This window comes from Streptomyces sp. NPDC093221, from assembly GCF_044753885.1.
Classification (GTDB): domain Bacteria; phylum Actinomycetota; class Actinomycetes; order Streptomycetales; family Streptomycetaceae; genus Actinacidiphila.
The window spans coordinates 909,392-931,531 of record NZ_JBIVOA010000002.1 but is presented as its reverse complement, the minus strand read 5'-3'; the positions used below and the strand labels follow the sequence as shown (position 1 = coordinate 931,531).

The following is a 22,140-nucleotide window of genomic DNA, read 5'->3' as shown; positions in this document are numbered from 1 at the left end:
TTTGGTTGCCACTTCTTGAGGAGATCGGCAGGATCATTCATGGCCGGACCGACAGGTCAGGTCTTCTGGGGGGAATTATCAATTCTCCTTGCGTGTCACACGTCTGGAAATTCCATCCGCATCGACTCGGAGGAAATACAGTGAACGTGAAATTCGCCAAGCGGGCGGCGATCGTGGTCGGTACCGCGACCCTCGGTGTCACCATCGTGGCCGGTACGGCTCAGGCCGACCCGGCGGCCGGTGTCCACCGCACGCTCGTCGCGGTCGGCTCCGACACCACGCAGGACGTGCTCAACGGCCTCGGCAACAAGATCGCCGACCCGAACCCGACCGGTTCCTCGGACGGCAACCTGATCGCGTCCTACGACGCCACCGGTTCCTCCACGATCTCGACGCGGGACACCACCTGTGCGTCGGTCACCCGCCCCGACGGCTCGGGCGCCGGTGTCAACGCGCTGCGCGCCGACATCGCGGCCGGCAGCCACTGCATCGACTTCGCCCGGTCCTCCTCCACCCCCAACGCCACGGGCCAGTTCACCTTCATCCCGTTCGCCGTGGACGCGGTGACGGCGGCGACGGCGACCACCACCAACCTGCCCGCCAACTTCACGTACCTGGCCGGTGGTTCCTCCCTGACGAACGCCCAGAAGGCCACCTCCGACCTGACCCGGGTCTACAACTGCCTGGACACGGCGGGCAACCCGCTGCCGGCCGGCACGTACCCGACCATCGGCGGCGTCACCGTCCACCCGCTGGTGCCGCAGGCCGGTTCCGGCACCCGCAAGTTCTGGGCCTCGACGCTGGGCTTCAACGCCACCACCCTGCCGTCCTGCGTCAAGGACACCGCCGCGAATGGCGCCGCCGTCCAGGAGCACAACGGCAGCGCCCTCCAGGGCCCGAACGACCTCATGCCGTTCTCGATCGCGCAGCACATCGCGCAGGGCCGCTCCCTGCCGGGCGTGACCGACCGTCGCAACGGCGCGGTGCTCAAGACCGTCAACTCCACCGCGCCGCTGAACGCGAGCGGGAACCTCAACACCGCGTTCCCGGTCACGCGTGAGGTCTACAACGTCATCCCGGACAGCCGGGTGACCGGCGAGACGCTCATCAAGAACACCTTCGTCGGCAGCGCCTCCAAGGTGTGCACCGCCAAGTACGACTCCACCACCACGGTGATCAACAAGTACGGCTTCGGCACCGACACCAACTGCGGCAACGCGACCACCCTGGTCAGCCGCGACCTCGTCTGACCCGTCGTCTGACCCGTCACAGCGGCGGACCACCGTCCGCCGGGCCGGGCGTCCCTCGGGGGCGCCCGGCCGCTCCCGGCACCGCGACGCGGTGCCACGTACACACCGGACTCCTTCAGGGGGAGAGAAGACAATGACGAGACGAAGACTGCGCGGCGTTCTGGTCGGCGCGCTCGCACTGGCCATGGGCACGGGCGCGCTGCTCGCGGGGGCGGCCACCGCAGACGCCACCACCGGTACCCCGACGGCGACTTCGGGTACGGTCACCCTCACCGCCCGCGGCACCGGCATCGACGACGACTCGCCGTTCGCGCGGGTGTCGGTCGACAAGGCGTGCCCGGCGAACTACCAGGACGCCCTCACGGTGTCGCTCGTGGTGCCGGACGGCCGGGAGTCGCTCCTGGCCTCCCACCTGACCGGCGGCGCCCCGTACACCAAGGCCCCGGTCACGGCGCAGGTCCCGGAGGCGTCGGGCAACGGCACCATCGTCCGGTCGATCGCCACCGCCTTCGACGTCGCCAGTGTCCCGGTGGCGGACGGCACCTACCCGATCCACGTGACCTGCGCGAACGCCGACCGGGCGAACTTCCCCGAGCACCCGACGTTCACCGGCTTCATCGACGTGACCGGTGACACCTGGCAGGTCTCCAGTCACGCCGCCCCGGTCGCCACCAGCGTCAGGCTCAGCGCCGACCCGGCCCACCACGTCCAGGTCGGCAAGCCCTTCACGCTCACCGCGAAGGTCGCGGGCGGCGTGCCCGGAGCCGTCCAGTTCGAGGCGGACAACGGCGTCACCGTGTACGACACCCCGGTGCCGGTCGTGAACGGCGTGGCCACCTTCCAGCCGCCGGCCAACACCGCGCCGAACGTCCGCAGTTACATCGCGGTCTTCATCCCCGCCGACCAACTCGCCTACGCGCAGGACTACTCGGTCCTCAGCTACTCGTTCGTCAACGCGCCGTCCGTCACGGTGACCGACGCGGACGGCAACGCCCTCGGGGACAGCCCGGAGTTGACCCCCGGACAGCACATCAAGGTCTCCGCGCAGGGCTTCCTGCCGCAGAGCCAGGAGCAGGTGCTGCCGTTCGTGTCCAACGCCCTCGCGCTCTTCGCCCCGGTGGCGACCGACGCGCGGGGCTCGGTCACCGGCTACGACCTGACGGTGCCGAAGCTGATCGCCCGCGGCTCCCACACCCTGACCCTCACCGGTCTGTGCAGCTTCGTCCAGGTCTCCTTCACCTTCACCACGAAGTGACCGCGAAACAGCGCTGACCAGCACAGACGTACCACCGGCCGGGCATCGTCCAGATGCCCGGCTGCCGCCGTGACACGGCGGAAACGGCACCGCCACCGCACGACCCGCACGTGATCACCGCACGACCCGCACGACTCGTACGACCGACGCATATCCCCGAGGGGACGAGGAGACATGAAACGAAGAATGCACGCGGCGCTGCTGAGCGTGCTCGCACTGGTCCTGGGCACCGGGGCCCTGGTCCTCACCACCGCGGGGACCGCGAACGCGGATCTGGCCGGGAACGTGACGCTGTCGCCCGCCGCCGGCACCGTCGACGACTCCCCGGCCTTCACGTCGGTCTCGGTCGACCAGGCATGCCCCGCGAACTACCAGGACGCCGTGAGCGTGTACATCGTCCTCGACGGCGCGGAGTCGCTCCTGGCGACCCACTTGACCAACGGCGCCCCGTTCTCGACCGCCCCCATCACCGCGCGGCTCCCGGCCTCGGGGGGCAACGGCACGATCCTCCGGTCGATCAGCTCCGCGTTCGACGCGTCAAGCGTGGAACTCGCCGACGGCACGTATCCGATCGACGTGGTCTGCAAGTCCGCCGACCCGTCCGCCGGGGACCTGCCGACCTTCACCACGTTCATCGAGATCACCGGCTCCGACTGGGCGGTGAAGACGGTCACCCCGCCGACGTCGACCTCCGTCGTTCTCACCGTCGACCCGGCGGGCCGGGCCGTGGCGGACAAGAAGATCACCCTCAAGGCCACCGTCACGCCGGACACCGCCGAAGGCACCGTGACCTTCAAGCAGGGCGCCGTGCCCGTCACCGGCGGGAACATGATTCCGCTGGTCAACGGCGTGGCGACGGCGAGCATTCCAGGGATCGGCAACCCCGGCGTCATCACGCTCTCGGCGCAGTTCACGCCCAGCGACCCGCTCAAGTTCGCCGCCGGCCAGAACGGGGTGTCGTATCCCGTGGTGGCCGAGCCCGACCTGACCGTGCTCGACGACTCCGGGACCGAACTGCACGACACCCCGGCGCTCACCAAGGGCCAGAAGATCAAGGTCACCGCGGAGGGGTTCCTGCCGGGCCCCACGGGCGGGAACGGCGAGAAGATCACCTTCGCGCTGGACGGGTCCCCGGCCGCCGACGACGCGACCGCCGACAACAGCGGCAAGATCGCCAACTACGCGGTGACCCTGCCCGCCGACCTCGCCGACGGCAGCCACTCCCTGGTGCTGACCGGCGCGACCAGCGGCATCAAGCAGACGTTCGCGTTCACGGCGGGCGCGGGCACCTCGCCGACCGACGATCCGACCGGCACGCCGACCGACGAGCCCACGGACACCCCGACCGACACCCCCACGGACACGCCCACCGACACCGGCGGCGCGGACGGCGGAGGCACGTCGACCGACGGCGGCGCGGCCAACGGCGGTCTGTCCAGCGGCGGTTCGTCGGGGACGTCGGGCGGCTCCGGCGGCAGCAACGGCCCGCTGGCGGCCACCGGAGCCACCGGTGTCGTCCCGCTGAGCGTGCTGGCGTTCCTGATGGTGACCGGTGGCGGCTATGCCGCCTACCGGGTGCGCAGGGACGGCAAGTTGCTCACCTTCGGTCCCACGCCGCGCGACTGACCGTACGCGGTACGCGGTACGCGGTACGCCGGGCGGCGGGCGGTTCCGACCGTCCGCCGCCCGGCGACCGGCCGTACTGCCGCCGTACGACCGGCCGTTACGACCGACCGCTACGACCGACCGCTACGACCGGTCCGTACGACCGCTGTCGGGGCCGCGTACGAGACCGCGGCGCCGACCCCCCGTCCGAGCACGTCAGCGAAACGCACGCACGCGAAGGAGCGCCACCCGTGGCCGTACTGTCACCGTCCCGCGAGGCCGCCGGGCCGCCGCCGGAACCGGCCGAGCCGCAGAAAGGTCGGGCGGCCGAACAGCCGCCCGCCGCCTGGTTCGTCATCCCGGGCGCGGCACTGACCCTGCTGGCCGCGCTGCTGCTCGGATTCGTCGTCAATCTCACGCTGCTCGGCCACGTCGAGCACGCCCGCGCCCAGCAGACCGGTTACGCCGACCTGCGCGCCCAACTCGCCAAGGGCACGGCCCCGGTGGGCCGCCTGGACGACAAGGGCGAGCCCGTGCCGCTGGGTTCGCCGGTCGCGGTGCTGCACATCAAGGCGATCGGCCTCAAGGAGGTCGTCTTCCAGGGCACGACGTCCGGTGTGCTCAGGTCGGGTCCTGGGCACCGCAGGGACACCCCGCTGCCGGGCCAGCCGGGCACCAGCATCGTGATGGGCCGTCAGTGGGGCTACGGCAGCCCGTTCAACCACATCGACGAGCTGAAGGCCGGGGACCCGATCACCGTCACGACGGGCCAGGGCCAGCAGCGGTACCAGGTGACCGGAGTGCGGCACGCGGGCGACCCGGCGCCCGCGCTGCCCGGCACCGGACAGGGCCGGCTGATCCTGATGACCGCGACCGGCGGCCTCTACACCCCGCACGGTGTGCTGCGGGTGGACGCGGAACTGGTCAGCGACGTCCAGCCGGGCCCGGCGGCGGGCGGCGGCATCTCGGCGGCCGAGCAGCCGCTGGCCGGTGACCCGGCCGCCTGGCTGCCGATCCTGCTGTGGACGCAGGGGCTGCTGCTCGTCGCGGTCGCCGTCACCTGGACCTACCGGCGCTGGGGGCGCTGGCAGACGTGGATCTGCGCGGTCCCGGTGCTCGCCGCCGTCGTGGTCGCCCTGTCCGGTGAGGCCACCCGCCTGCTGCCCAACCTGCTGTGAGACCGGCGTACTTGGGACCGGTGTGCTGGACCGGCGTGCTGGAGGCCGGACCTCCCGGGACCGGACCGCCTGGTACCGGACCGCCTGGGACCTGACCGCTTGAGCCGCTTTCGGACCGAGCCCGCCACGAACCGCCCCGACGCATACCCGACGCATATGAGGAACACGATGTCAGCGACTGACGAGACCGTCGTACTGCCGCCCGTCCCCGGCGACCCGCCGACCGGCGGCGACCCCCGCTCCGACCCCCGCTCCGACCCCCGTTCCGCCTCCCGTTCCGCGACCCTCGACGCCCGTGAGGTGTCGGCCTGGTTCGGCGACCACAAGGTGCTCGACCGGGTGTCGCTCACCATGCCCGCGCAGCGCGTCACCGCACTGATCGGCCCCTCCGGCTGCGGCAAGTCCACCTTCCTGCGCATCCTCAACCGCATGCACGAACTGATCGGCACCGCCTCGCTCGCCGGGCAGGTCCTGCTCGACGGCGAGGACATCTACGACCGGGGCCGCCGGATCACCCACGCCCGCCGCGAGATCGGCATGGTCTTCCAGAAGCCGAACCCGTTCCCCGCGATGTCGATCTACGACAACGTGCTGGCCGGACTGAAGATGAACGGCGTCAAGGCCGGGCGCGGCGAGCGCGACGACCTGGTCGAGGAGTGCCTGACCAAGGCCGGGCTGTGGAAGGAAGTACGCGACCGGCTGCGGCAGCCCGGCGGCGCGCTCTCCGGCGGCCAGCAGCAACGCCTGTGCATCGCACGGTCGTTGGCGGTACGGCCGCGCGTGCTGCTGATGGACGAGCCGTGCTCCGCGCTCGACCCGACCTCCACGCGGCGCATCGAGCAGACCATCGGCGAGCTGTCCGACGACGTGACCATCGTCATCGTCACCCACAACATGCAGCAGGCCGCCCGTGTCTCGGACTCCTGCGCCTTCTTCCTCGCCGAACAGGGCACGCCCGGCGTGATCGTGGAGCACGGCCCGACCGACGACATGTTCAACCGCCCGCAGGACCCACGCACGTCGGACTACGTCAACGGCCGGTTCGGCTGAGCGGCGGCGCCCCGTGCGACCTCCGCGCAGCCCACGGTGCCGCCCGTACGCACCCGCGCTGCTGACCGCGTCCGTGGCCACCGCGCTGGCCGCGGCCCTGACCTCGTGCGCCCACCCGGCGGCGCACACCCCACCGGCCGCCGCGGACCGTACGCGCGTCCCCGTACAGCGGCCGTCCGCCCCCGCCGTGCCCACCGCGCCCACCGCGCCCACCGCGCCCGCCGTGCCCAGCGCGCCTACCGTGCCCGACCCGTCCGCCGCGTCACCGGCCGGGGACGCCAACCGGCCGCATCCGTACGCCGATCCGGCCGCGAGCACCCCACCGGCCTTCCCGCCGCCGACCGGGAAGGCCGAGGCCGCGAAGGGCACGAAGGGAGCCGGGGCATCCGCCGCCCCCTCCCGGACGAGCGCGCCGCCGCCCGCCACGACGGCGGGTCGGCCGGGGCCGAACCCGTCCCGCGGCGCACCCGCCGCGCCGAAGAAGGCCGCCGCCGAGCGTCAATACCCGCCCGGCACCACGGTGTTGCGGATCGGCGACTGGTCACGGCCCGTCGTGCGCGGCGACCAGGCCACCATCGACGCGTGCGGGGCGGCCGTGCTGTTCTCGGGACCCGATCCGGCGCTCTCCGACGGCTACAAGATGCGGACCTCCGTCATCGTCGGCCACGACTACTGCGGCTACGACAAGCTCGCCCCGCTGCCGGTCGGCACCCGCGTCACCCTGGACACCCCGAAGGGCACGCTGTCCTTCCACGTCTACGCCACCTACGTCAACCCCGGCAGGGGCGGCCCCGACAACGGCCTCTACTGGGGCGACCTCACCCTCCAGACCTGCGTGGGCCCGGACACCGGCTTCAGCTATCTGACCCGCGACTGAACGGGCCCGACTCGCACGCGATGTGACGCGCCGTCAAATACCCGCCGCCGACGCCACATCCGCCTTCAGCGCGGCCATCACCTCGTCGGCCGTCCGCCGCGCCGCGCCCAGATCGGCGGCCGAGGCGACCGGCACCACGACCTCCAGGTAGCACTTCAGCTTCGGCTCGGTCCCGCTCGGCCGGACGACCACCCGCGCCGACTCGACGGTCCCGGCGCCCGCCAGGCGGTAGCGCAGCCCGTCCGTCGGCGGCAACTGCTCGCTGCCCGCGGCCAGATCGTCGGCCGACGTCACCGCGAGGCCCGCGAGCGCGGCCGGCGGCCGATCGCGCAGCCGGGCCATCGCGTCCGCGATCAGCGAGAGGTCGGCGACCCGCGCCGAGAGCTGGTCGGTGGCGTGCAGACCGTGGTCGAGCGCGATGTCGTCCAGCAGGTCGGTGAGCGTGCGCGAGTGCTGCTTGAGGGTCGCGGCCAGTTCGGCGATCAGCAGCGCCGCCGTGATGCCGTCCTTGTCGCGTACGCCCTCCGGGTCGACGCAGTAGCCCAGCGCCTCCTCGTACCCGTACCGCAGGCCCTCGACGCGGGCGATCCACTTGAAGCCGGTCAGCGTGTCCCGGTACGCCAGGCCCGCGCCCGCCGCGATCCTCGACAGCAGCGACGACGAGACGATGCTCGCCGCGAACGTGTCGCGCCCGGCCACCGCCGCGCCCGTACGCACCAGGTGCACCGCGAGCAGCGCGCCCAACTCGTCGCCGCGCAGCGTCCGCCAGCCCGCGGGGGAGTCGCGGTCGGGTACGGCGACGGCGCAGCGGTCGGCGTCCGGGTCGTTGGCGATCACGACGTCGGGGCCGACGGACTGGGCGCACTTGAACGCCAGGTCCATCGCCCCCGGCTCCTCCGGGTTCGGGAAGGCCACGGTGGGGAAGTCCGGGTCGGGCTCGGCCTGTTCGGACACGGGCGTCGGCGCGGGGAAACCGGCGCGGGAGAAGGCCGCCATCAGCGTCCGCAGGCCCACCCCGTGCATCGGCGTGTAGACCACCGACACATCGCGCGCGCCGCCCTCGGCGACCACGCCCGCCGCGCGGGCCAGATACGCCTCCACCACGTCGGGGCCGAGCACCCGCCAACCGCCCGCCGCCAGCGGCACATCGGCCAGCGCGCCCACCGCGGCGATCCGTTCGGCGATCTCCGCGTCGGCCGGGGGCACGATCTGCGAGCCGTCGCCCAGATAGACCTTGTAGCCGTTGTCCTGCGGCGGATTGTGGCTCGCGGTCACCATCACCCCGGCCGCGGCGCCCAAGTGCCTGATGGCGTAGGCCAGTACGGGCGTCGGCAGCGGCGAGGGCAGCAGCGCGGCGCGCAGCCCGGCGCCGACCATCACGGCCACGGTGTCGCGCGCGAAGTCGTACGACTTGTGCCGGGCGTCGTAGCCGACCACGACCAGGGCGTCCTCGGCGCGCTCCCCGAGATACGCGGCCAGGCCCGCGGCGGCCCTGATCACCACCGCGCGGTTCATCCGCATCGGCCCGGCGCCCAGCTCGCCGCGCAGGCCCGCGGTGCCGAACTGGAGCGTGCCGCTGAAACGGTCCGCCAGATCCGCGAGCGCCTGCGCGCCGCCCGGGTCGTCCGGGCCCGCCTGCGCGGCCTCCAGGACGCCCGCCAGCTCCGCGCGGGTGTCCGGGTCCGGGTCCTCCGCCAGCCACTGGCGCGCGCGCTCCACCAGCTCACGCCCGCCGTTTCCGCCCGCCATGCCGCTCTCCGTTCCACGTGGGTCGGGCCGCCAGGGCCCGCCCCTCCAGCCGATGCCGCCGCGCGGGGCGGCAGGGCCGGTTTCCACCGGCAGGGTCAGTTTTACGTACTACCCCGCCCGTCCACCCGGCTTTACGCGCCCGCGGGCTCCACGTGCCTACAGACGTCCGAGGACGCGCCCGAGCAGCGAACCCATCCGGGTCGCGGACTCGCGGCCCGCCTCCAGCACTTCCTCGTGGTTGAGCGGCGCGCCCGTCATGCCCGCGGCCAGGTTCGTGACCAGCGAGATGCCCAGCACCTCGGCGCCGGCCTCGCGGGCCGCGATGGCCTCCAGCGTGGTCGACATCCCGACCAGGTCGCCGCCGATCGCCCGCACCATCCCGATCTCGGCCGGGGTCTCGTAGTGCGGCCCGGGAAGCTGGACGTAGACGCCCTCCTCCAGGGTCGGGTCGATCTCGCGGCACAGCGTCCGCAGCCGCGGCGAGTACAGGTCGGTGAGGTCGACGAAATTCGCGCCCACTATCGGCGAGGTCGCCGTCATGTTGATGTGGTCGCTGATCAGCACCGGCTGGCCCGGCAGGTAACCGGGGCGCAGGCCGCCGCAGCCGTTGGTGAGCACCACCGTCTTGCAGCCGGCCGCCACCGCCGTGCGCACTCCGTGCACGACGCTGGAGACGCCCCGGCCCTCGTACAGGTGCGTACGGCCCAGGAAGATCAGGGCGCGCACTCCGCCGATCCGCACGGAGCGGAGTTTGCCCGAGTGGCCCTCCACCGCCGGGGCCGGGAAGCCCGGCAGGTCGGTGATCGACAGCTCATAGTCCGCCACGCCCAGCTCGTCGGCCGCGGGCACCCAGCCCGAGCCCATCACCAGGGCGACGTCGTGGGTCTCGGCGCCGGTCAGCTCGCGCAGGCGGGCGGCGGCGGCGTCGGCCGCGGCGTAGGGGTCGGCATTCACAGAAGCGTTCACGCGCATGAGGGTAACCTGTCTCGGCCTACGCGCGTAGACGGTGCCCTGGGCTTACGAAGTGCGGCTCCCCCGGCAGGGCCCCGTTTTTGCCCGCCCGCCCACCCGTGCGGGTGCTTTTTCGTCTGCGGGTGCCGCTTGTGCCTGGTCGGTGCCGGGCCGGGGCACCTCCTCGAAATCCGTATCACCTGGCCTTCGCGAATCCGGCACCCGGCCGTCAACGTATTTCTGCGGGGGCACCCCGCCCCGTCCCCTCCCGGTACGTCGGCGTCCGCCTGTCCGGTGGGGGTTACCGGGAGGGGGGTGGATGGGGGCTCGGCCCCTGCGCCCCCCGACCCGCCCGCGGCGGCGGGAGGGGGATGGATGGGCTCGGGCACGTCGGCGTCTGACGGTCGGCTGTGGTGGTGGAGGGGGTGCGGTGCGGGTCCTGCGCCGCCGTCGACCCGCCGGGGTGGGCGCGAGGGCTCCAGTACGCCGGCGTGTGCCTGTGCGCTGTGGCTGAGGGAGGTGTCAAAGACCGGTGGGGGCGCCCGGCTGTTCCTCCACCGTGGGAAATCGGCGGAGACTGCCTGTCTCTGACACCTGTCCGCCTGCGGACCGTGTGAGGGGCCGTGCAGCCCCTTGGGTGGAGGACGCTCGGGGTGCCCTCACGGTCTTTGACACCCACCCCGGCCACCCCCACCGGACCGTCGGACGCCGACGTACCGGGAGGGGACGGGCCGGGGTGCCCCCGCAGAAATGCGGTGACAGGGAGGGTGCCGGATGAGCAAAGAGCAGGTAGCCGCATTTCGAGGAGGTGCCCCGGACCGGCACCGACCAGGCACAAGCGGCACCCGCAGACGAAGAATGCACCCGCACGGGTGGGCGGGCGGGAAAAAAAGACACGGGCGGGAAAGGCCCAGGCGCTAGCAGGGCCTCTTGCGGAGGGACATGACGTAGTCATGCGGGGCCCCGGCAGACTCGGCGGCGTCAGCCAACTCACCGAGGTAGCGGGCAGAGGGCAGCCCGCCCTCGTAATCGTTGAGCACGTAGAGCCACGAGGCGACCTCCCCGTCGAGCGTGTGAACGCGGACGGTGGCGCGCCGGTAGAGACCGAGCGGCACACCCTCCCAGCGATCGAGCGACTCCTCGTCGACGGGCGCGATGTCGTACAGCCCGACGAAGACCTGGCTGTCCTCGTCCTCCACGAGCGTGGCGAGCGCCCCCTCCCACCCCATCTGCTCGCCGCCGAAGGTGAGCCGCCAGCCGTCGAGCCAGCCGGTGCCGCGCAGGGGGGAGTGCGGGGCGCGGCGGGTCATCAGCCGCGCGTCGAGGTTGCTGGCGTAGGCGGCGTAGAGCGACATGACCACGAGAGTACGGGAGCACGCGCGGCGGACGGCCGCACGCCGTTTCGGGGTGTCCGCACGGCGGGCGGCGGCACCCGGATCGGACAAGCGTGCCCCCTGGCGGAGAACACTTGGCGCGTGCGGGACAATGGGGTACGTGACAAGGATCGTGATCATCGGAGGCGGACCCGGCGGCTACGAAGCTGCCCTGGTGGCGGCGCAGCTCGGCGCGGAGGTGACCGTCGTGGACTGCGACGGCCTGGGCGGGGCGTCGGTGCTGACCGACTGCGTACCGTCCAAGACCCTCATCGCCACCGCCGAGGTGATGACGACGTTCGATTCGTCGTACGAGGAACTCGGCATCATCGTCGCCGACGACACCCCGCCGCTGGAGCGCGCGGCGCGCGTCGTCGGGGTGGATCTGGGCAAGGTCAACCGACGCGTGAAGCGCCTGGCGCTCGCGCAGTCGCACGACATCACCGCGTCCGTGACGCGGGCCGGCGCCCGGGTGATGCGCGGGCGGGGGCGGCTCGACGGCTGTCAGACCGCCGCCGACGGCAGCCGCTGCGTGGTGGTCGAGGCCGCGGACGGCACGACCGAGCGGCTGACCGCAGACGCGGTGCTCGTGGCGACCGGCGCGCGCCCGCGCGAGCTGGAGGACGCGCTCCCGGACGGCGAGCGCATCCTCAACTGGACGCAGGTCTACGACCTGGACGAGCTGCCCGAGGAACTGATCGTGGTCGGCTCCGGCGTGACCGGCGCGGAGTTCGCGGGCGCGTACCAGGCGCTCGGCTCCACGGTGACGCTCGTGTCGTCCCGCGACCGGGTGCTGCCCGGCGAGGACCCGGACGCCGCCGCCGTACTGGAGGACGTCTTCCGGCGCCGCGGCATGAACGTGATGGCCCGCTCCCGCGCCCAGTCCGTCAAGCGGATCGGCGACCGGGTCGAGGTCGCGCTGGCCGACGGCCGGGTGATCACGGGCACGCACTGCCTGATGGCGGTCGGCGCGATCCCGAACACCTCGGGCATGGGGCTGGAGGAGTCGGGTGTGAAGCTGACCGACTCCGGTCACATCTGGACCGACAAGGTGTCGCGGACGAGCGCGCCCGGCGTGTACGCGGCCGGTGACGTGACCGGGATCTTCGCGCTCGCGTCGGTCGCGGCCATGCAGGGCCGGATCGCGATGTACCACTTCCTCGGCGACGCGGTGGCCCCGCTCAACCTCAAGACGGTCTCCTCGAACGTCTTCACCGACCCGGAGATCGCCACCGTCGGCTACACGCAGGCCGACGTGGACAACAAGCGGATCGTGGCCAATGTCGTCAAGCTGCCGCTGCTGCGCAATCCTCGGGCCAAGATGCAGGGCATCAGGGACGGCTTCGTGAAGCTGTTCTGCCGTCCCGGCACGGGCATCGTGGTCGGGGGAGTGGTGGTCGCGCCCAAGGCCAGCGAGCTGATCCACCCCATCTCGATCGCCGTCGACAACAATCTGACGGTCGAGCAGATCGCCAGCGCCTTCACCGTGTACCCGTCGCTGTCCGGCTCGGTGGCCGAGGTGGCACGGCAGTTGCACACCCGCAAGGCGGCCGAGGCGGATCTGGGCTGACGGCCCCTCGCGTCATCCGGAAAGGCGTCGTTTGCGAACGCACGGTCGGCGTATAGCACTCGCCGGTCTCTTTTGTGCACGACTTCCGTCATCTGGTGCAAAGTGCTGAAAGCCGACGGACGTTGGCGTTACTGTCGGTTCCGTGTTCGCTGCAGAACGTCGCCAATTGATCCTCGAAATGGTGCGGGCGAACGGGGCGGTCTCGCTCCGTGAACTCGCCCGTGTCGTCCAGACCTCAGAAGTGACCGTGCGCCGGGACGTGCGGGCGTTGGAGGCCGAAGGACTGCTGGACCGCCGGCACGGCGGTGCGGTCCTGCCCGGTGGCTTCACCAGGGAGTCCGGTTTCCCGCAGAAATCCCATCTAGCGACCGCGGAGAAGTCGGCCATCGCCGAACTCGCCGCCGATCTCGTGGACGAGGGCGAGGCCATCGTCGTCGGCGCGGGGACCACCACGCAGGAGCTGGCCCGTCGGCTCGCGCGGGTGCCGGGACTGACCGTGGTCACCAACTCCCTGCTGGTGGCACAGGCGTTGGCGCACGCCAACCGGGTCGAGGTGGTGATGACCGGCGGCACGCTGCGCGGGTCGAACTACGGCCTGGTGGGCAGCGGCGCCGAGCAGTCCCTCCAGGGGCTGCGGGTCTCGCGCGCCTTCCTGTCCGGCGCGGGCCTGACCGCCGAACGCGGCCTGTCCACGTCCAACATGCTCTCCGCGAGCGTGGACCGGGCGCTGGTGCAGTCCGCCGCCGAGGTCGTCGTCCTCGCCGACCACACCAAGCTCGGCACCGACACGATGTTCCAGACCGTGCCCACCGACCTCATCACCCACCTGGTCACCGACGAGCCGCCCGGCGGCGACGAGCGGGCCGGTACCGAACTCCAGGCGCTCGCCGACCGCGGCGTGCAGATCACCGTGGCGCCGCTGACCGGCGCGGACGCCATCGCCGCCGGACGTCCGCGCCACGACCAGCCTTTGCCAGGACCCCGGCGGCCCCAGCCCCTGCGCAGCGCCCAGCCGCTGCCCGGCGGCGGCCCGTCGCTGGCCGGAGGCGGCGGCACCGAGCCCACCCCGCGGCTGGCGGACGTCCGCCGCCGCTAGGGCACCCCGCCCACCGGAGCTCCCCGCTGCCCGAGCTTCCTAGACCGGCTCCGCGGCCGTCTCCCTCACGGCCCTGCGGCCGGTGTCCTCCACGGCCCCGCGGCCGGTGTCCTGCCGGGTCCGCAGGCCGTCCAGGGTCAGCGTCATCAGGCGAACGAACAGCCCCGTGTCCTCCCGGTTGTTCTCCGCGGTCAGCACGATCGCGTTGATCAGCTTGAGCAGGTCGGACATGGTGGCGTCCGGCCTGATCTCGCCCGCGTCCTGCGCGCGCCGCAGCAGCGCCTCGCCCGACGAGCGCAGCAGCGCCTTGCACGCGGGCATCTTCGCGTCCGGCGCGGACATGATGGCCTTGGCGAGGCCCCGGTACGCGGTGGAGTGCACGGCGACCGCGTAGAGCCACTTGGTGAGCGCGTCGACCGGGTCCGGCTCCTCCAGCAGTTCTTGCGCGCGCGCGTTGAGCTTGACCAGCTCCCGCTCGAAGACGGCGTTCATCAGGGTGTAGCGGTCGGGGAAGTGGCGGTACAGCGTGCCGATGCCCACCCCGGCCTGCCGCGCGATGTCCTCCAGGGCGACGTCGGTGCCGTGCACGAAGAAGGCCTGGGCGGCCTCTTCCAGCAGCCGGTCGTAATTGCGCTGCGCGTCTGCCCGCATGGCGTCATGCCTCCTGAAGTGCCGGTCCTCACGGCTCGCCCGTACCCGCGGCGCGCCCACGTCCACGGCTGACCACGCCCACGCCACCCGTGCCCGCGGCTCGCCGGAACCCATCGTTCGTCAAAGTCCGCCCAAAAGCGATTGTAGAACCGGAGGCTGTCTCCGTATAGTTAACGGAGGAACCCTCCGTTTATTGCTCTCCGCTGGAGGCTTACTCAGCATGTCCACACCCGCAGTGCGCGCGCTCTCCACCGCATCCCGCACTCCGTCCCCCGCCCGTGGGCGCCCGTTCATCGCCCTCGTGGCCATCGTCGGCACGCAGCTCATGCTGCTGCTCGACGCCACCGTGGTGAATGTCGCCCTGCCGGGCATCGGCACCCATCTCGGCTTCTCGCCCACCGGCATGTCCTGGGTGCTGAACGTCTACACGCTCGCCTTCGGCGGCCTGCTGCTGCTCGGCAGCCGGATAGGCGACCTGATCGGCCGCCGCAGGGCGCTGATGTGGGGCGTCGGCGCCTTCACCCTCGCCTCCGTGGCCGGCGGCGTCGCCAACGACTCCACCACCCTGCTCATCGCCCGCGGCCTGCAAGGCGCCGCCGCCGCGCTGGCCGCGCCCAGCACCCTGGCGCTGATCGCCACCTCGTTCTCCGAGGGCTCGGAACGCAACCGCGCGCTGAGCGTCTTCTCCGCGATCTCCGGCGCCGGTTCCGCGATCGGCCTCACCGTCGGCGGCATGCTCACCGACTGGGGCTCCTGGCGCTGGGTCTTCTTCGTCAACGTCCCCGTGGGCCTGGCCATCGTGCTGCTCGCCCCGCGCTACATCAAGGAGACCGAGCGCCACCCCGGCGGCCGGTTCGACATCGCCGGCGCCCTGACCGGCACCCTCGGCATGGCCTCGCTGGTCTACGCCTTCATCCGCGTCGGCGAGAGCCACTGGACCGACTCCCGCGCCCTGACCAGCTTCGTCATCGCCGCCGCCCTGCTCGTGTCGTTCCTGATCAACGAGACCCGCGTCGAGCGCCCGCTGGTCGTGCTGCGGCTCTTCCTCGACCGCAACCGCGCGCTGGCGTACGGGATCATGCTGCTCGTCCCCGCCGGGATGTTCGGCGTGTTCTACTTCTCCACCCAGTACCTTCAGACGTATCTGCACTACAGCCCGCTGCGGACCGGCTTCGCCTTCCTGCCGCTGGCAGGACCGCTGTTCGTCGCCGCCCGCCTCGCCCCGCGCGCCCTCGCCCGCTTCGGCGCCAAGCGCGTCGCCGCCACCGGCGGTCTGTTCAACGTCGGCGGCACGGTCTGGCTCTCCACGCTCAACGCGTCCGACGGGTACGCGGGCGGCATCCTCGGCCCGCTGATCCTGATCGGTGTCGGCGTCGGCTTCACGATGATGCCGCTCAACACCTTCATCCTCTCCGGCGTCGAGCCGAAGGAGGCGGGCTCCGCGTCCGGGCTGCTCCAGACGATGCAGCAGGTCGGCGGCAGCCTCGGACTGTCCATCCTGGTCACGGTGTTCGGCACCGTCTCGCGCCACGCGCACAGCGAGCCGTTCATCCACGGCGCCACCGCCGCCTTCACCGCCGCCGCGGTCTTCACCGCCCTGTCCGTCGCCCTGGTCCTGGCGCTGCGCAGCCCGAAACCGGTGTCCCTGCGCTGACGGCGACCCGTTGACGGGGCTCTGTTGACCGTGTTGACGGTACGGAGCCGCGTGCGTGGACCAACGCGCGAACGCCGGTGGGGCCGGTCGTCGTGACCGGCCCCACCGGCGTTTCGTACGTACGGCCGCTGCCGTACCGCCTTCGTGCGTGCTGTGGCGTCAGTCCTTGATTTCGCAGATGACGGCGCCGGAGGAGACGGAGGTGCCGACTTCGGCCTTGAGGCCGATGACGGTGCCCGACCGGTGGGCGTTCAGGGGCTGTTCCATCTTCATGGCCTCCAGGACCACGATCAGATCACCCGCGGTGACCTGCTGGCCCTCCTCGACCGCGACCTTCACGATGGTGCCCTGCATCGGCGAGGGCAGCGCGTCACCCGAGACCGCCGCACCCGCCTTCGCCGCCGTCCGCCGCTTGGGCTTGGCACCCCCCGCGGCCGCCGTCCGCGCCAGCGTCATCCCCAGCGACGCGGGCAGGGACACCTCCAGACGCTTCCCGCCGACCTCCACCACCACGGTCTCCCGGCCCGGCGCGTCGTCCTCGTCCACGACCGCACCCGCGAACGGCGGGATCGTGTTGTCGAACTCCGTCTCGATCCACCGCGTGTGCACCGTGAACGGACTGCCGTCGGCGGGTGCGAACGCCGGGTCGGTGACGACCGCACGGTGGAAGGGGATCGCGGTCGCCATCCCCTCCACCGTGAACTCGCCCAGCGCCCGCGCCGCACGCTGCAACGCCTGCTCACGCGTGGCACCGGTCACGACCAGCTTGGCCAGCAGCGAATCCCACGCCGGACCGATCACACTGCCGGACTCCACACCCGCGTCCAGCCGCACCCCCGGACCCGTCGGCGCGTCGAAACGCGTCACCGTGCCCGGCGCGGGCAGGAAACCCCGCCCCGGATCCTCACCGTTGATCCGGAACTCCACCGAATGCCCCCGCAGCACCGGGTCGTCATACCCCAGCGCCTCACCGTCGGCGATCCGGAACATCTCCCGCACCAGATCGATCCCCGAGACCTCCTCGGTCACCGGGTGCTCCACCTGCAGCCGGGTGTTGACCTCCAGGAACGAGATCGTGCCGTCCTGGCCCACCAGGAACTCACACGTGCCCGCACCCACATACCCCGCCTCACGCAGGATCGCCTTCGACGCGCTGTAGAGCTGGTCGACCTGCGCCTGCGACAAGTACGGGGCAGGGGCCTCCTCCACCAGCTTCTGATGACGCCGCTGCAACGAGCAGTCACGCGTGGAGACCACCACCACATTGCCGTGCGTGTCGGCCAGGCACTGCGTCTCCACATGCCGCGGACGGTCCAGGTAGCGCTCCACGAAGCACTCCCCGCGGCCGAACGCCGCGACCGCCTCACGCACCGCGGAGTCGTACAGCTCCGGCACCTCCTCCAGCGTCCGGGCCACCTTCAGACCCCGCCCGCCACCGCCGAACGCCGCCTTGATCGCGATCGGCAGCCCGTGCTCCTCAGCGAACGCCACGACCTCATCCGACCCCGACACCGGATCAGCGGTCCCCGCGACCAGCGGCGCACCCGCACGCTGCGCGATATGCCGCGCCGCGACCTTGTCACCCAGATCCCGGATCGCCTGCGGCGGCGGACCGATCCACGTCAGACCCGCGTCCAGGACCGCCTGCGCGAACTCCGCGTTCTCCGACAGGAATCCGTACCCCGGATGCACCGCGTCCGCACCCGACTCCGCCGCGGCGGCCAGCACCCTGGCGACATCCAGATAACTGGTCGCCGGAGTGTCACCGCCCAGCGCGTACGCCTCATCCGCCACCCGGACATGCACCGCGTCCCGGTCCGGATCGGCGTACACCGCCACACTCGCGATCCCCGCATCCCGGCAGGCACGGGCAACGCGGACAGCAATTTCACCGCGGTTCGCGATGAGCACCTTGCGCACGATGGCTCCCTCCTTGAAACAAGCCGAGTTTAGGTACTGGCCACACTTGGTGCCGAGGCACCCCTGCACGTGAGCTTCCCCACACGGAGGGTGATCCATGGGCCTGAAGAACCCGTGAACGCCTGCTCAGTCCACGGTACGGCCCCGCTCGGGCCGATGTCCCGCACTCATCGGTGTGGGGGAGATCTCCCTGTAAGTCTGCGAAGAGACCTGACGTTCTTTTGTGGAAACCCTACGAATAGCGAGCGGAATCTTTGCCGTCGGTGTTTCCCGACCGGCCGCCGGTGTCCCCGAACGAGTGGGGTGACGTTCCGGATCGCGCGCGCCGGACTCCCCGTACGGGTGGAACGACCGGCGTGGCCAGACCCCTTGCCGCCGGTTGTACCGGTGAGTAGCCTGCGACAGGCGGGGGTACCAGCGGTAACCGGGCCCCGGACGACGGCCGAAGGGGACAGTGTGCGCAGAGGTATAGCCGTCGGCACCGCCGTGGTCCTTGTTCTCGAAGCCCTCACCATCGCCTTCGTGAACTGGATACTCGGCCTCGCCGTACGCCATCAGTCCATGTCGCTCGCCGGTCTCGACTCCGACGCCATGGCCATCGGATCGTGGGTGGGCGGCGCGCTGTTCGGCCTCTTCCTCATCCTGTGCGCGGTGCTCGTCGTGCGGATAGTGCGCCGCGACGAGATGACCGGCCGGGTCGCCAGGATCGTGCTCATCGTCTGCGCGGTGGTGCACGGCGTGGTCGGCGCGCTGGTCGTCGGCCTGATCGGCTGGTACGCGTTCGTGCTGATGATGGTGATACTGGGCGGCCTCGTCGCCACGCTGCTGATGTACGCGCCCGAGGACCGGCCGCGGGAGGCCGCCGAGAGCGGGACCGCGAACGGCAACGGCGGCGAACTCCCGCCGCCCGCCACGGCCTGAGCGCCCCCGGAACCGACCCCGGACCCGGAACCGACCCCGGAACCGGCCCAGGACCGACCCCGGACCCCGCCTCCCGCGCCCGCTGACGGCGGCTCAGACCCACAGGTCGGTGATCCGTACCCCCAGCTCGGCCAGCAGCCGCCGCAGCAGCGGCAGGGACAGGCCGATCACGTTGCCCGCGTCGCCTTCGATGCCCTCCACGAAGGGCGCGGAGCGGCCGTCGAGGGTGAACGCGCCCGCCACGTACAGCGGTTCACCGCTCGCCACATACGCGGCGACCTCGTCGTCGTCCGGCGTCCCGAACCGTACGGTCGTGGACGCGGTCTCGGCGACCTGCTTGCCGCTCGCGGTGTCGATCACGCAGTGCCCGGTCCGCAGCACCCCGCTGCGCCCGCGCATCGCCTGCCAGCGCGCCACCGCCTCGGCCGCGTCCGCGGGCTTGCCCAGCGCCTGGCCGTCGAGTTCGAGTACGGAGTCGCAGCCGATCACCAGCTCGCCGCCGTCGAGCGCGCCGCTCCCGGCCACCGCGTTGGCCTTCGCCTCGGCCAGTACGCGGGCCAGTTCGGCGGGCGTGGCGGCCGTGATCGCGTCCTCGTCGACACCGCTGACGATCACGCGCGGGTCGAGGCCCGCCTGTTTCAGCAGCCCGAGCCGGGCGGGCGAGGCGGACGCGAGGACAAGGGTTCTGGAGCTGCTCATCGGCCCATCGTAGGCACCGACACCCGTACGGGGGACGCCGGTTCAGGACGCGGGTTCACGGCCGCGTCCGGGGCGGCTGGCGGCGCCGGTGCCGCTCTCCGGGCCGGTCCTGGCCGGTGCGGGCCGTTCTCCGGGCCGGTCCTGGCCGGGACGCGCGGGTTCACGACCTCCAGGTCGCCACCAGCATGACCACGGCGGCTGCCAGCGCGATCACCAGCATCGCGCGGCGCAGCATCGCCTGCGCCTTGCGCATCTCCTCCGGCGGTTCGTCCCGCGGGTCCGACCACAACATGTCTCCAGGGTTGCGCCCCGGCGAACCGGAGCGCCTGAGTACGGATACTCAGGATCACCCTGTTACTGGTGTGACATCCGCCGCCGACCCGACATTCCGCTCACGCGGGCCACGCCGACGCCCGCCACGCGCCGGGCCCCGGCGCCGGAACGCCGCGCGGCACATTGCGCGCCGGGTCGGCCCAGCCGTCCAGCGGGGCCGGGCCGTCGGCGCTCTTCCCGGCCGCCGCGGCCCGCGCCTGGACGAGGGCGACGACGGCCGCCAGTTCCTCGGGGGTCGGGCTGCCCCGCTCCACCTTGATCACCATGAGCGCTCTCCTCCTCGGCTCGCGGGTCCCTGCCCGGCGGGTCCCGCGGGTCCTCGCCCCCGGGCCCCGCGCGGTCCGTCTACAGCGGGATGTTGCCGTGCTTCTTCGGCGGCAGGCTCTCCCGCTTGTTGCGCAGCGTCCGCAGCGCCTTCACGAGCTGCGCGCGGGTCTGGGAGGGCGCGATGACCGCGTCCACGTAGCCGCGCTCCGCGGCGATGTACGGATTCAGCAGCGTGTCCTCGTAGTCCGCGATGAGCCGCGCCCGCAGCTCCTCCGCCTCCTGCGGGGTGGCCGCCTCCGCCAGCGTGCGGCGGTGCAGGATGTTGACGGCGCCCTGCGCGCCCATCACCGCGATCTGGGCCGTGGGCCAGGCCAGGTTCAGGTCCGCGCCCAGGTGCTTGGAGCCCATCACGTCGTACGCGCCGCCGTACGCCTTTCGAGTGATGATCGTGATCAGCGGAACCGTGGCCTCGGCGTACGCGTAGATCAATTTGGCACCGCGGCGGATGATGCCGTCCCACTCCTGACTGGTGCCGGGGAGAAATCCGGGAACGTCGACGAAAGTGACCACGGGGATGTTGAAGCTGTCGCAGGTCCGCACGAAACGCGCCGCCTTCTCGGAGGCGTTGATGTCGAGACAGCCCGCGAATTGGAGCGGCTGGTTGGCGACCACACCGACGGGACGGCCTTCGACACGGCCGAGACCGGTGAGGATGTTCGGCGCGAACAGCGCCTGGGTCTCCAGGAATTCGCCGTCGTCCAGGACGTGCTCGATCACCTTGTGCATGTCGTACGGCTGATTCGCCGAGTCCGGGATCAGCGTGTCCAGTTCGAGGTCCTCGTCCGTGACCGCCAGATCCGTCTCGGCGGCGAAGGACGGCGCCTCCTGGAGGTTGTTGCTCGGCAGGTACGACAGCAGCGCCTTGACGTACTCGAAGGCGTCCTTCTCGTCACCGGCCAGGTGATGCGCGTTCCCCGACGTCGAGTTGTGGGTACGGGCGCCGCCCAGCTCCTCCATGCCGACGTCCTCGCCGGTCACCGTCTTGATCACATCGGGACCCGTGATGAACATGTGCGAGGTCTGGTCGACCATCACCACGAAGTCGGTGATCGCGGGGGAGTACACCGCGCCGCCCGCGCACGGGCCCATGATCAGGCTGATCTGCGGGATCACCCCGGAGGCGTGGGTGTTGCGGCGGAAGATCTCGCCGTACATGCCGAGCGAGGTGACGCCCTCCTGGATGCGGGCGCCGCCGGAGTCGTTGATGCCGATCACCGGGCAGCCGGTCTTCAGCGCGAAGTCCATCACCTTGACGATCTTCTCGCCGTAGACCTCGCCGAGCGCGCCGCCGAAGACCGTGAAGTCCTGCGAGAACACCGCGACCGGGCGGCCCTCGACCGTGCCGTAGCCGGTGACGACACCGTCGCCGTACGGCCGGTTGCTCTCCAGGCCGAAGTTGGTCGAGCGGTGCCGAGCCAGCTCGTCCAGCTCGGTGAACGACCCCTCGTCCAGGAGCAGTTCGATCCGCTCGCGGGCCGTGCCCTTCCCCTTGGCGTGCTGCTTGTCCACCGCGCGCCCGGAGCCCGCGTGCGTCGCCTCCTCGATACGGCGGCGCAGGTCCGCGAGCTTGCCCGCGGTGGTGTGGATGTCGTGTTCCTGCTCGGACATGGAGGCGGCTCTCCTGCTCTCGGCGGGACTTGCTGACTGGCCGGTAACGCTGTTCCGTAGCGTAGTGGCGACT

At 71.6% G+C, this 22,140-nt stretch carries 19 protein-coding genes; 10 read left to right on the top strand and 9 right to left on the bottom strand.

Translation table 11 applies throughout. The features are described 5' to 3' along the window. Positions 1 to 140 precede the first annotated feature (140 nt). From ACIQCJ_RS10060 to ACIQCJ_RS10035, 6 genes are all read left to right on the top strand, one after another. Complete coding sequence (locus ACIQCJ_RS10060; RefSeq protein WP_355336915.1) at positions 141 to 1,250, top strand: hypothetical protein; 1,110 nt, start codon at positions 141 to 143, stop codon at positions 1,248 to 1,250. A 133-nt stretch (positions 1,251 to 1,383) separates the two neighbouring features. Next, the gene (locus ACIQCJ_RS10055) at positions 1,384 to 2,505 is read left to right on the top strand and encodes a hypothetical protein (RefSeq protein WP_402711130.1); all 1,122 of its coding nucleotides are present in this window, start codon (positions 1,384 to 1,386) and stop codon (positions 2,503 to 2,505) included. A 174-nt stretch (positions 2,506 to 2,679) separates the two neighbouring features. Then, positions 2,680 to 4,131, top strand: coding sequence for a hypothetical protein (locus ACIQCJ_RS10050; RefSeq protein WP_402711129.1), 1,452 nt, complete (start codon positions 2,680 to 2,682; stop codon positions 4,129 to 4,131). Between the two features lie 230 nt (positions 4,132 to 4,361). Next, complete coding sequence (locus tag ACIQCJ_RS10045) at positions 4,362 to 5,288, top strand: class E sortase (protein WP_355336918.1); 927 nt, start codon at positions 4,362 to 4,364, stop codon at positions 5,286 to 5,288. A gap of 168 nt (positions 5,289 to 5,456) precedes the next feature. Beyond that, complete coding sequence (locus tag ACIQCJ_RS10040) at positions 5,457 to 6,338, top strand: ATP-binding cassette domain-containing protein (RefSeq protein ID WP_391050553.1); 882 nt, start codon at positions 5,457 to 5,459, stop codon at positions 6,336 to 6,338. 13 nt (positions 6,339 to 6,351) lie between these two features. Beyond that, positions 6,352 to 7,215, top strand: coding sequence for a hypothetical protein (locus ACIQCJ_RS10035; protein WP_402711128.1), 864 nt, complete (start codon positions 6,352 to 6,354; stop codon positions 7,213 to 7,215). Positions 7,216 to 7,248: 33 nt separating this feature from the next. Here the strand turns inward: ACIQCJ_RS10035 and ACIQCJ_RS10030 are convergent, their stop codons facing one another. From ACIQCJ_RS10030 to ACIQCJ_RS10020, 3 genes are all read right to left on the bottom strand, one after another. Beyond that, the gene (locus tag ACIQCJ_RS10030; RefSeq protein WP_402711127.1) at positions 7,249 to 8,964 is read right to left on the bottom strand and encodes a phospho-sugar mutase; all 1,716 of its coding nucleotides are present in this window, start codon (positions 8,962 to 8,964) and stop codon (positions 7,249 to 7,251) included. 156 nt (positions 8,965 to 9,120) lie between these two features. After that, positions 9,121 to 9,936 carry a purine-nucleoside phosphorylase gene (locus ACIQCJ_RS10025; protein WP_391050561.1) on the bottom strand — a complete coding sequence of 272 codons (816 nt, stop codon included), beginning with the start codon at positions 9,934 to 9,936 and terminating at the stop codon, positions 9,121 to 9,123. A gap of 896 nt (positions 9,937 to 10,832) precedes the next feature. Next, entirely contained in the window at positions 10,833 to 11,270 is a 438-nt protein-coding gene (locus ACIQCJ_RS10020) for a gamma-glutamylcyclotransferase (RefSeq protein WP_355350335.1), read from the bottom strand. A 130-nt stretch (positions 11,271 to 11,400) separates the two neighbouring features. Here ACIQCJ_RS10020 and ACIQCJ_RS10015 point away from each other — a divergent pair, with 130 nt between their 5' ends. Beyond that, positions 11,401 to 12,858, top strand: coding sequence for an NAD(P)H-quinone dehydrogenase (locus tag ACIQCJ_RS10015; RefSeq protein WP_355350338.1), 1,458 nt, complete (start codon positions 11,401 to 11,403; stop codon positions 12,856 to 12,858). A 142-nt stretch (positions 12,859 to 13,000) separates the two neighbouring features. Continuing rightward, positions 13,001 to 13,954 carry a DeoR family transcriptional regulator gene (locus ACIQCJ_RS10010; protein ID WP_391050564.1) on the top strand — a complete coding sequence of 318 codons (954 nt, stop codon included), beginning with the start codon at positions 13,001 to 13,003 and terminating at the stop codon, positions 13,952 to 13,954. Between the two features lie 39 nt (positions 13,955 to 13,993). Here ACIQCJ_RS10010 and ACIQCJ_RS10005 read toward each other — a convergent pair whose 3' ends face one another. Next, positions 13,994 to 14,605, bottom strand: a complete 612-nt coding sequence (locus tag ACIQCJ_RS10005; protein ID WP_355350344.1) for a helix-turn-helix domain-containing protein — start codon at positions 14,603 to 14,605, stop codon at positions 13,994 to 13,996. 220 nt (positions 14,606 to 14,825) lie between these two features. Here ACIQCJ_RS10005 and ACIQCJ_RS10000 point away from each other — a divergent pair, with 220 nt between their 5' ends. Continuing rightward, positions 14,826 to 16,259 (top strand): DHA2 family efflux MFS transporter permease subunit, encoded by a 1,434-nt coding sequence (locus tag ACIQCJ_RS10000; RefSeq protein ID WP_391050566.1) that lies wholly within the window; start codon positions 14,826 to 14,828, stop codon positions 16,257 to 16,259. Between the two features lie 159 nt (positions 16,260 to 16,418). On the opposite strand, the gene ACIQCJ_RS09995 is transcribed toward ACIQCJ_RS10000, so the two are convergent. Then, positions 16,419 to 18,179, bottom strand: a complete 1,761-nt coding sequence (locus tag ACIQCJ_RS09995; protein ID WP_402711284.1) for an acetyl/propionyl/methylcrotonyl-CoA carboxylase subunit alpha — start codon at positions 18,177 to 18,179, stop codon at positions 16,419 to 16,421. A 456-nt stretch (positions 18,180 to 18,635) separates the two neighbouring features. Here ACIQCJ_RS09995 and ACIQCJ_RS09990 point away from each other — a divergent pair, with 456 nt between their 5' ends. Next, the gene (locus ACIQCJ_RS09990; protein WP_355349849.1) at positions 18,636 to 19,100 is read left to right on the top strand and encodes a hypothetical protein; all 465 of its coding nucleotides are present in this window, start codon (positions 18,636 to 18,638) and stop codon (positions 19,098 to 19,100) included. A gap of 93 nt (positions 19,101 to 19,193) precedes the next feature. On the opposite strand, the gene ACIQCJ_RS09985 is transcribed toward ACIQCJ_RS09990, so the two are convergent. The 4 genes from ACIQCJ_RS09985 to ACIQCJ_RS09970 form a co-directional block, all read right to left on the bottom strand. Then, positions 19,194 to 19,799 (bottom strand): nucleoside triphosphate pyrophosphatase, encoded by a 606-nt coding sequence (locus ACIQCJ_RS09985; RefSeq protein ID WP_355349852.1) that lies wholly within the window; start codon positions 19,797 to 19,799, stop codon positions 19,194 to 19,196. A 160-nt stretch (positions 19,800 to 19,959) separates the two neighbouring features. Then, entirely contained in the window at positions 19,960 to 20,091 is a 132-nt protein-coding gene (mmpB, locus tag ACIQCJ_RS09980) for a morphogenic membrane protein MmpB (protein ID WP_262928358.1), read from the bottom strand. A 100-nt stretch (positions 20,092 to 20,191) separates the two neighbouring features. After that, positions 20,192 to 20,398: an acyl-CoA carboxylase subunit epsilon gene (locus tag ACIQCJ_RS09975; RefSeq protein WP_355349856.1), complete on the bottom strand. Its 207-nt coding sequence runs from the start codon at positions 20,396 to 20,398 to the stop codon at positions 20,192 to 20,194. 79 nt (positions 20,399 to 20,477) lie between these two features. Beyond that, the gene (locus tag ACIQCJ_RS09970) at positions 20,478 to 22,067 is read right to left on the bottom strand and encodes an acyl-CoA carboxylase subunit beta (protein ID WP_355349859.1); all 1,590 of its coding nucleotides are present in this window, start codon (positions 22,065 to 22,067) and stop codon (positions 20,478 to 20,480) included. Between the last annotated feature and the right edge of the window lie 73 nt (positions 22,068 to 22,140).

What these genes read in the sequence shown, in the direction of transcription:
- ACIQCJ_RS10005 (WP_355350344.1), bottom strand. Translation starts at nt 14,605, where the DNA reads ATGCGGGCAGACGCGCAGCGCAATTACGACCGGCTGCTGGAAGAGGCC.
- ACIQCJ_RS10015 (WP_355350338.1), top strand. Translation starts at nt 11,401, where the DNA reads ATGGGGTACGTGACAAGGATCGTGATCATCGGAGGCGGACCCGGCGGC.
- ACIQCJ_RS10000 (WP_391050566.1), top strand. Translation starts at nt 14,826, where the DNA reads ATGTCCACACCCGCAGTGCGCGCGCTCTCCACCGCATCCCGCACTCCG.
- ACIQCJ_RS09975 (WP_355349856.1), bottom strand. Translation starts at nt 20,398, where the DNA reads ATGGTGATCAAGGTGGAGCGGGGCAGCCCGACCCCCGAGGAACTGGCG.
- ACIQCJ_RS10025 (WP_391050561.1), bottom strand. Translation starts at nt 9,936, where the DNA reads ATGCGCGTGAACGCTTCTGTGAATGCCGACCCCTACGCCGCGGCCGAC.
- ACIQCJ_RS10040 (WP_391050553.1), top strand. Translation starts at nt 5,457, where the DNA reads ATGTCAGCGACTGACGAGACCGTCGTACTGCCGCCCGTCCCCGGCGAC.
- ACIQCJ_RS09985 (WP_355349852.1), bottom strand. Translation starts at nt 19,799, where the DNA reads ATGAGCAGCTCCAGAACCCTTGTCCTCGCGTCCGCCTCGCCCGCCCGG.
- mmpB (WP_262928358.1), bottom strand. Translation starts at nt 20,091, where the DNA reads ATGTTGTGGTCGGACCCGCGGGACGAACCGCCGGAGGAGATGCGCAAG.
- ACIQCJ_RS10050 (WP_402711129.1), top strand. Translation starts at nt 2,680, where the DNA reads ATGAAACGAAGAATGCACGCGGCGCTGCTGAGCGTGCTCGCACTGGTC.
- ACIQCJ_RS10055 (WP_402711130.1), top strand. Translation starts at nt 1,384, where the DNA reads ATGACGAGACGAAGACTGCGCGGCGTTCTGGTCGGCGCGCTCGCACTG.
- ACIQCJ_RS10020 (WP_355350335.1), bottom strand. Translation starts at nt 11,270, where the DNA reads ATGTCGCTCTACGCCGCCTACGCCAGCAACCTCGACGCGCGGCTGATG.
- ACIQCJ_RS09970 (WP_355349859.1), bottom strand. Translation starts at nt 22,067, where the DNA reads ATGTCCGAGCAGGAACACGACATCCACACCACCGCGGGCAAGCTCGCG.
- ACIQCJ_RS10030 (WP_402711127.1), bottom strand. Translation starts at nt 8,964, where the DNA reads ATGGCGGGCGGAAACGGCGGGCGTGAGCTGGTGGAGCGCGCGCGCCAG.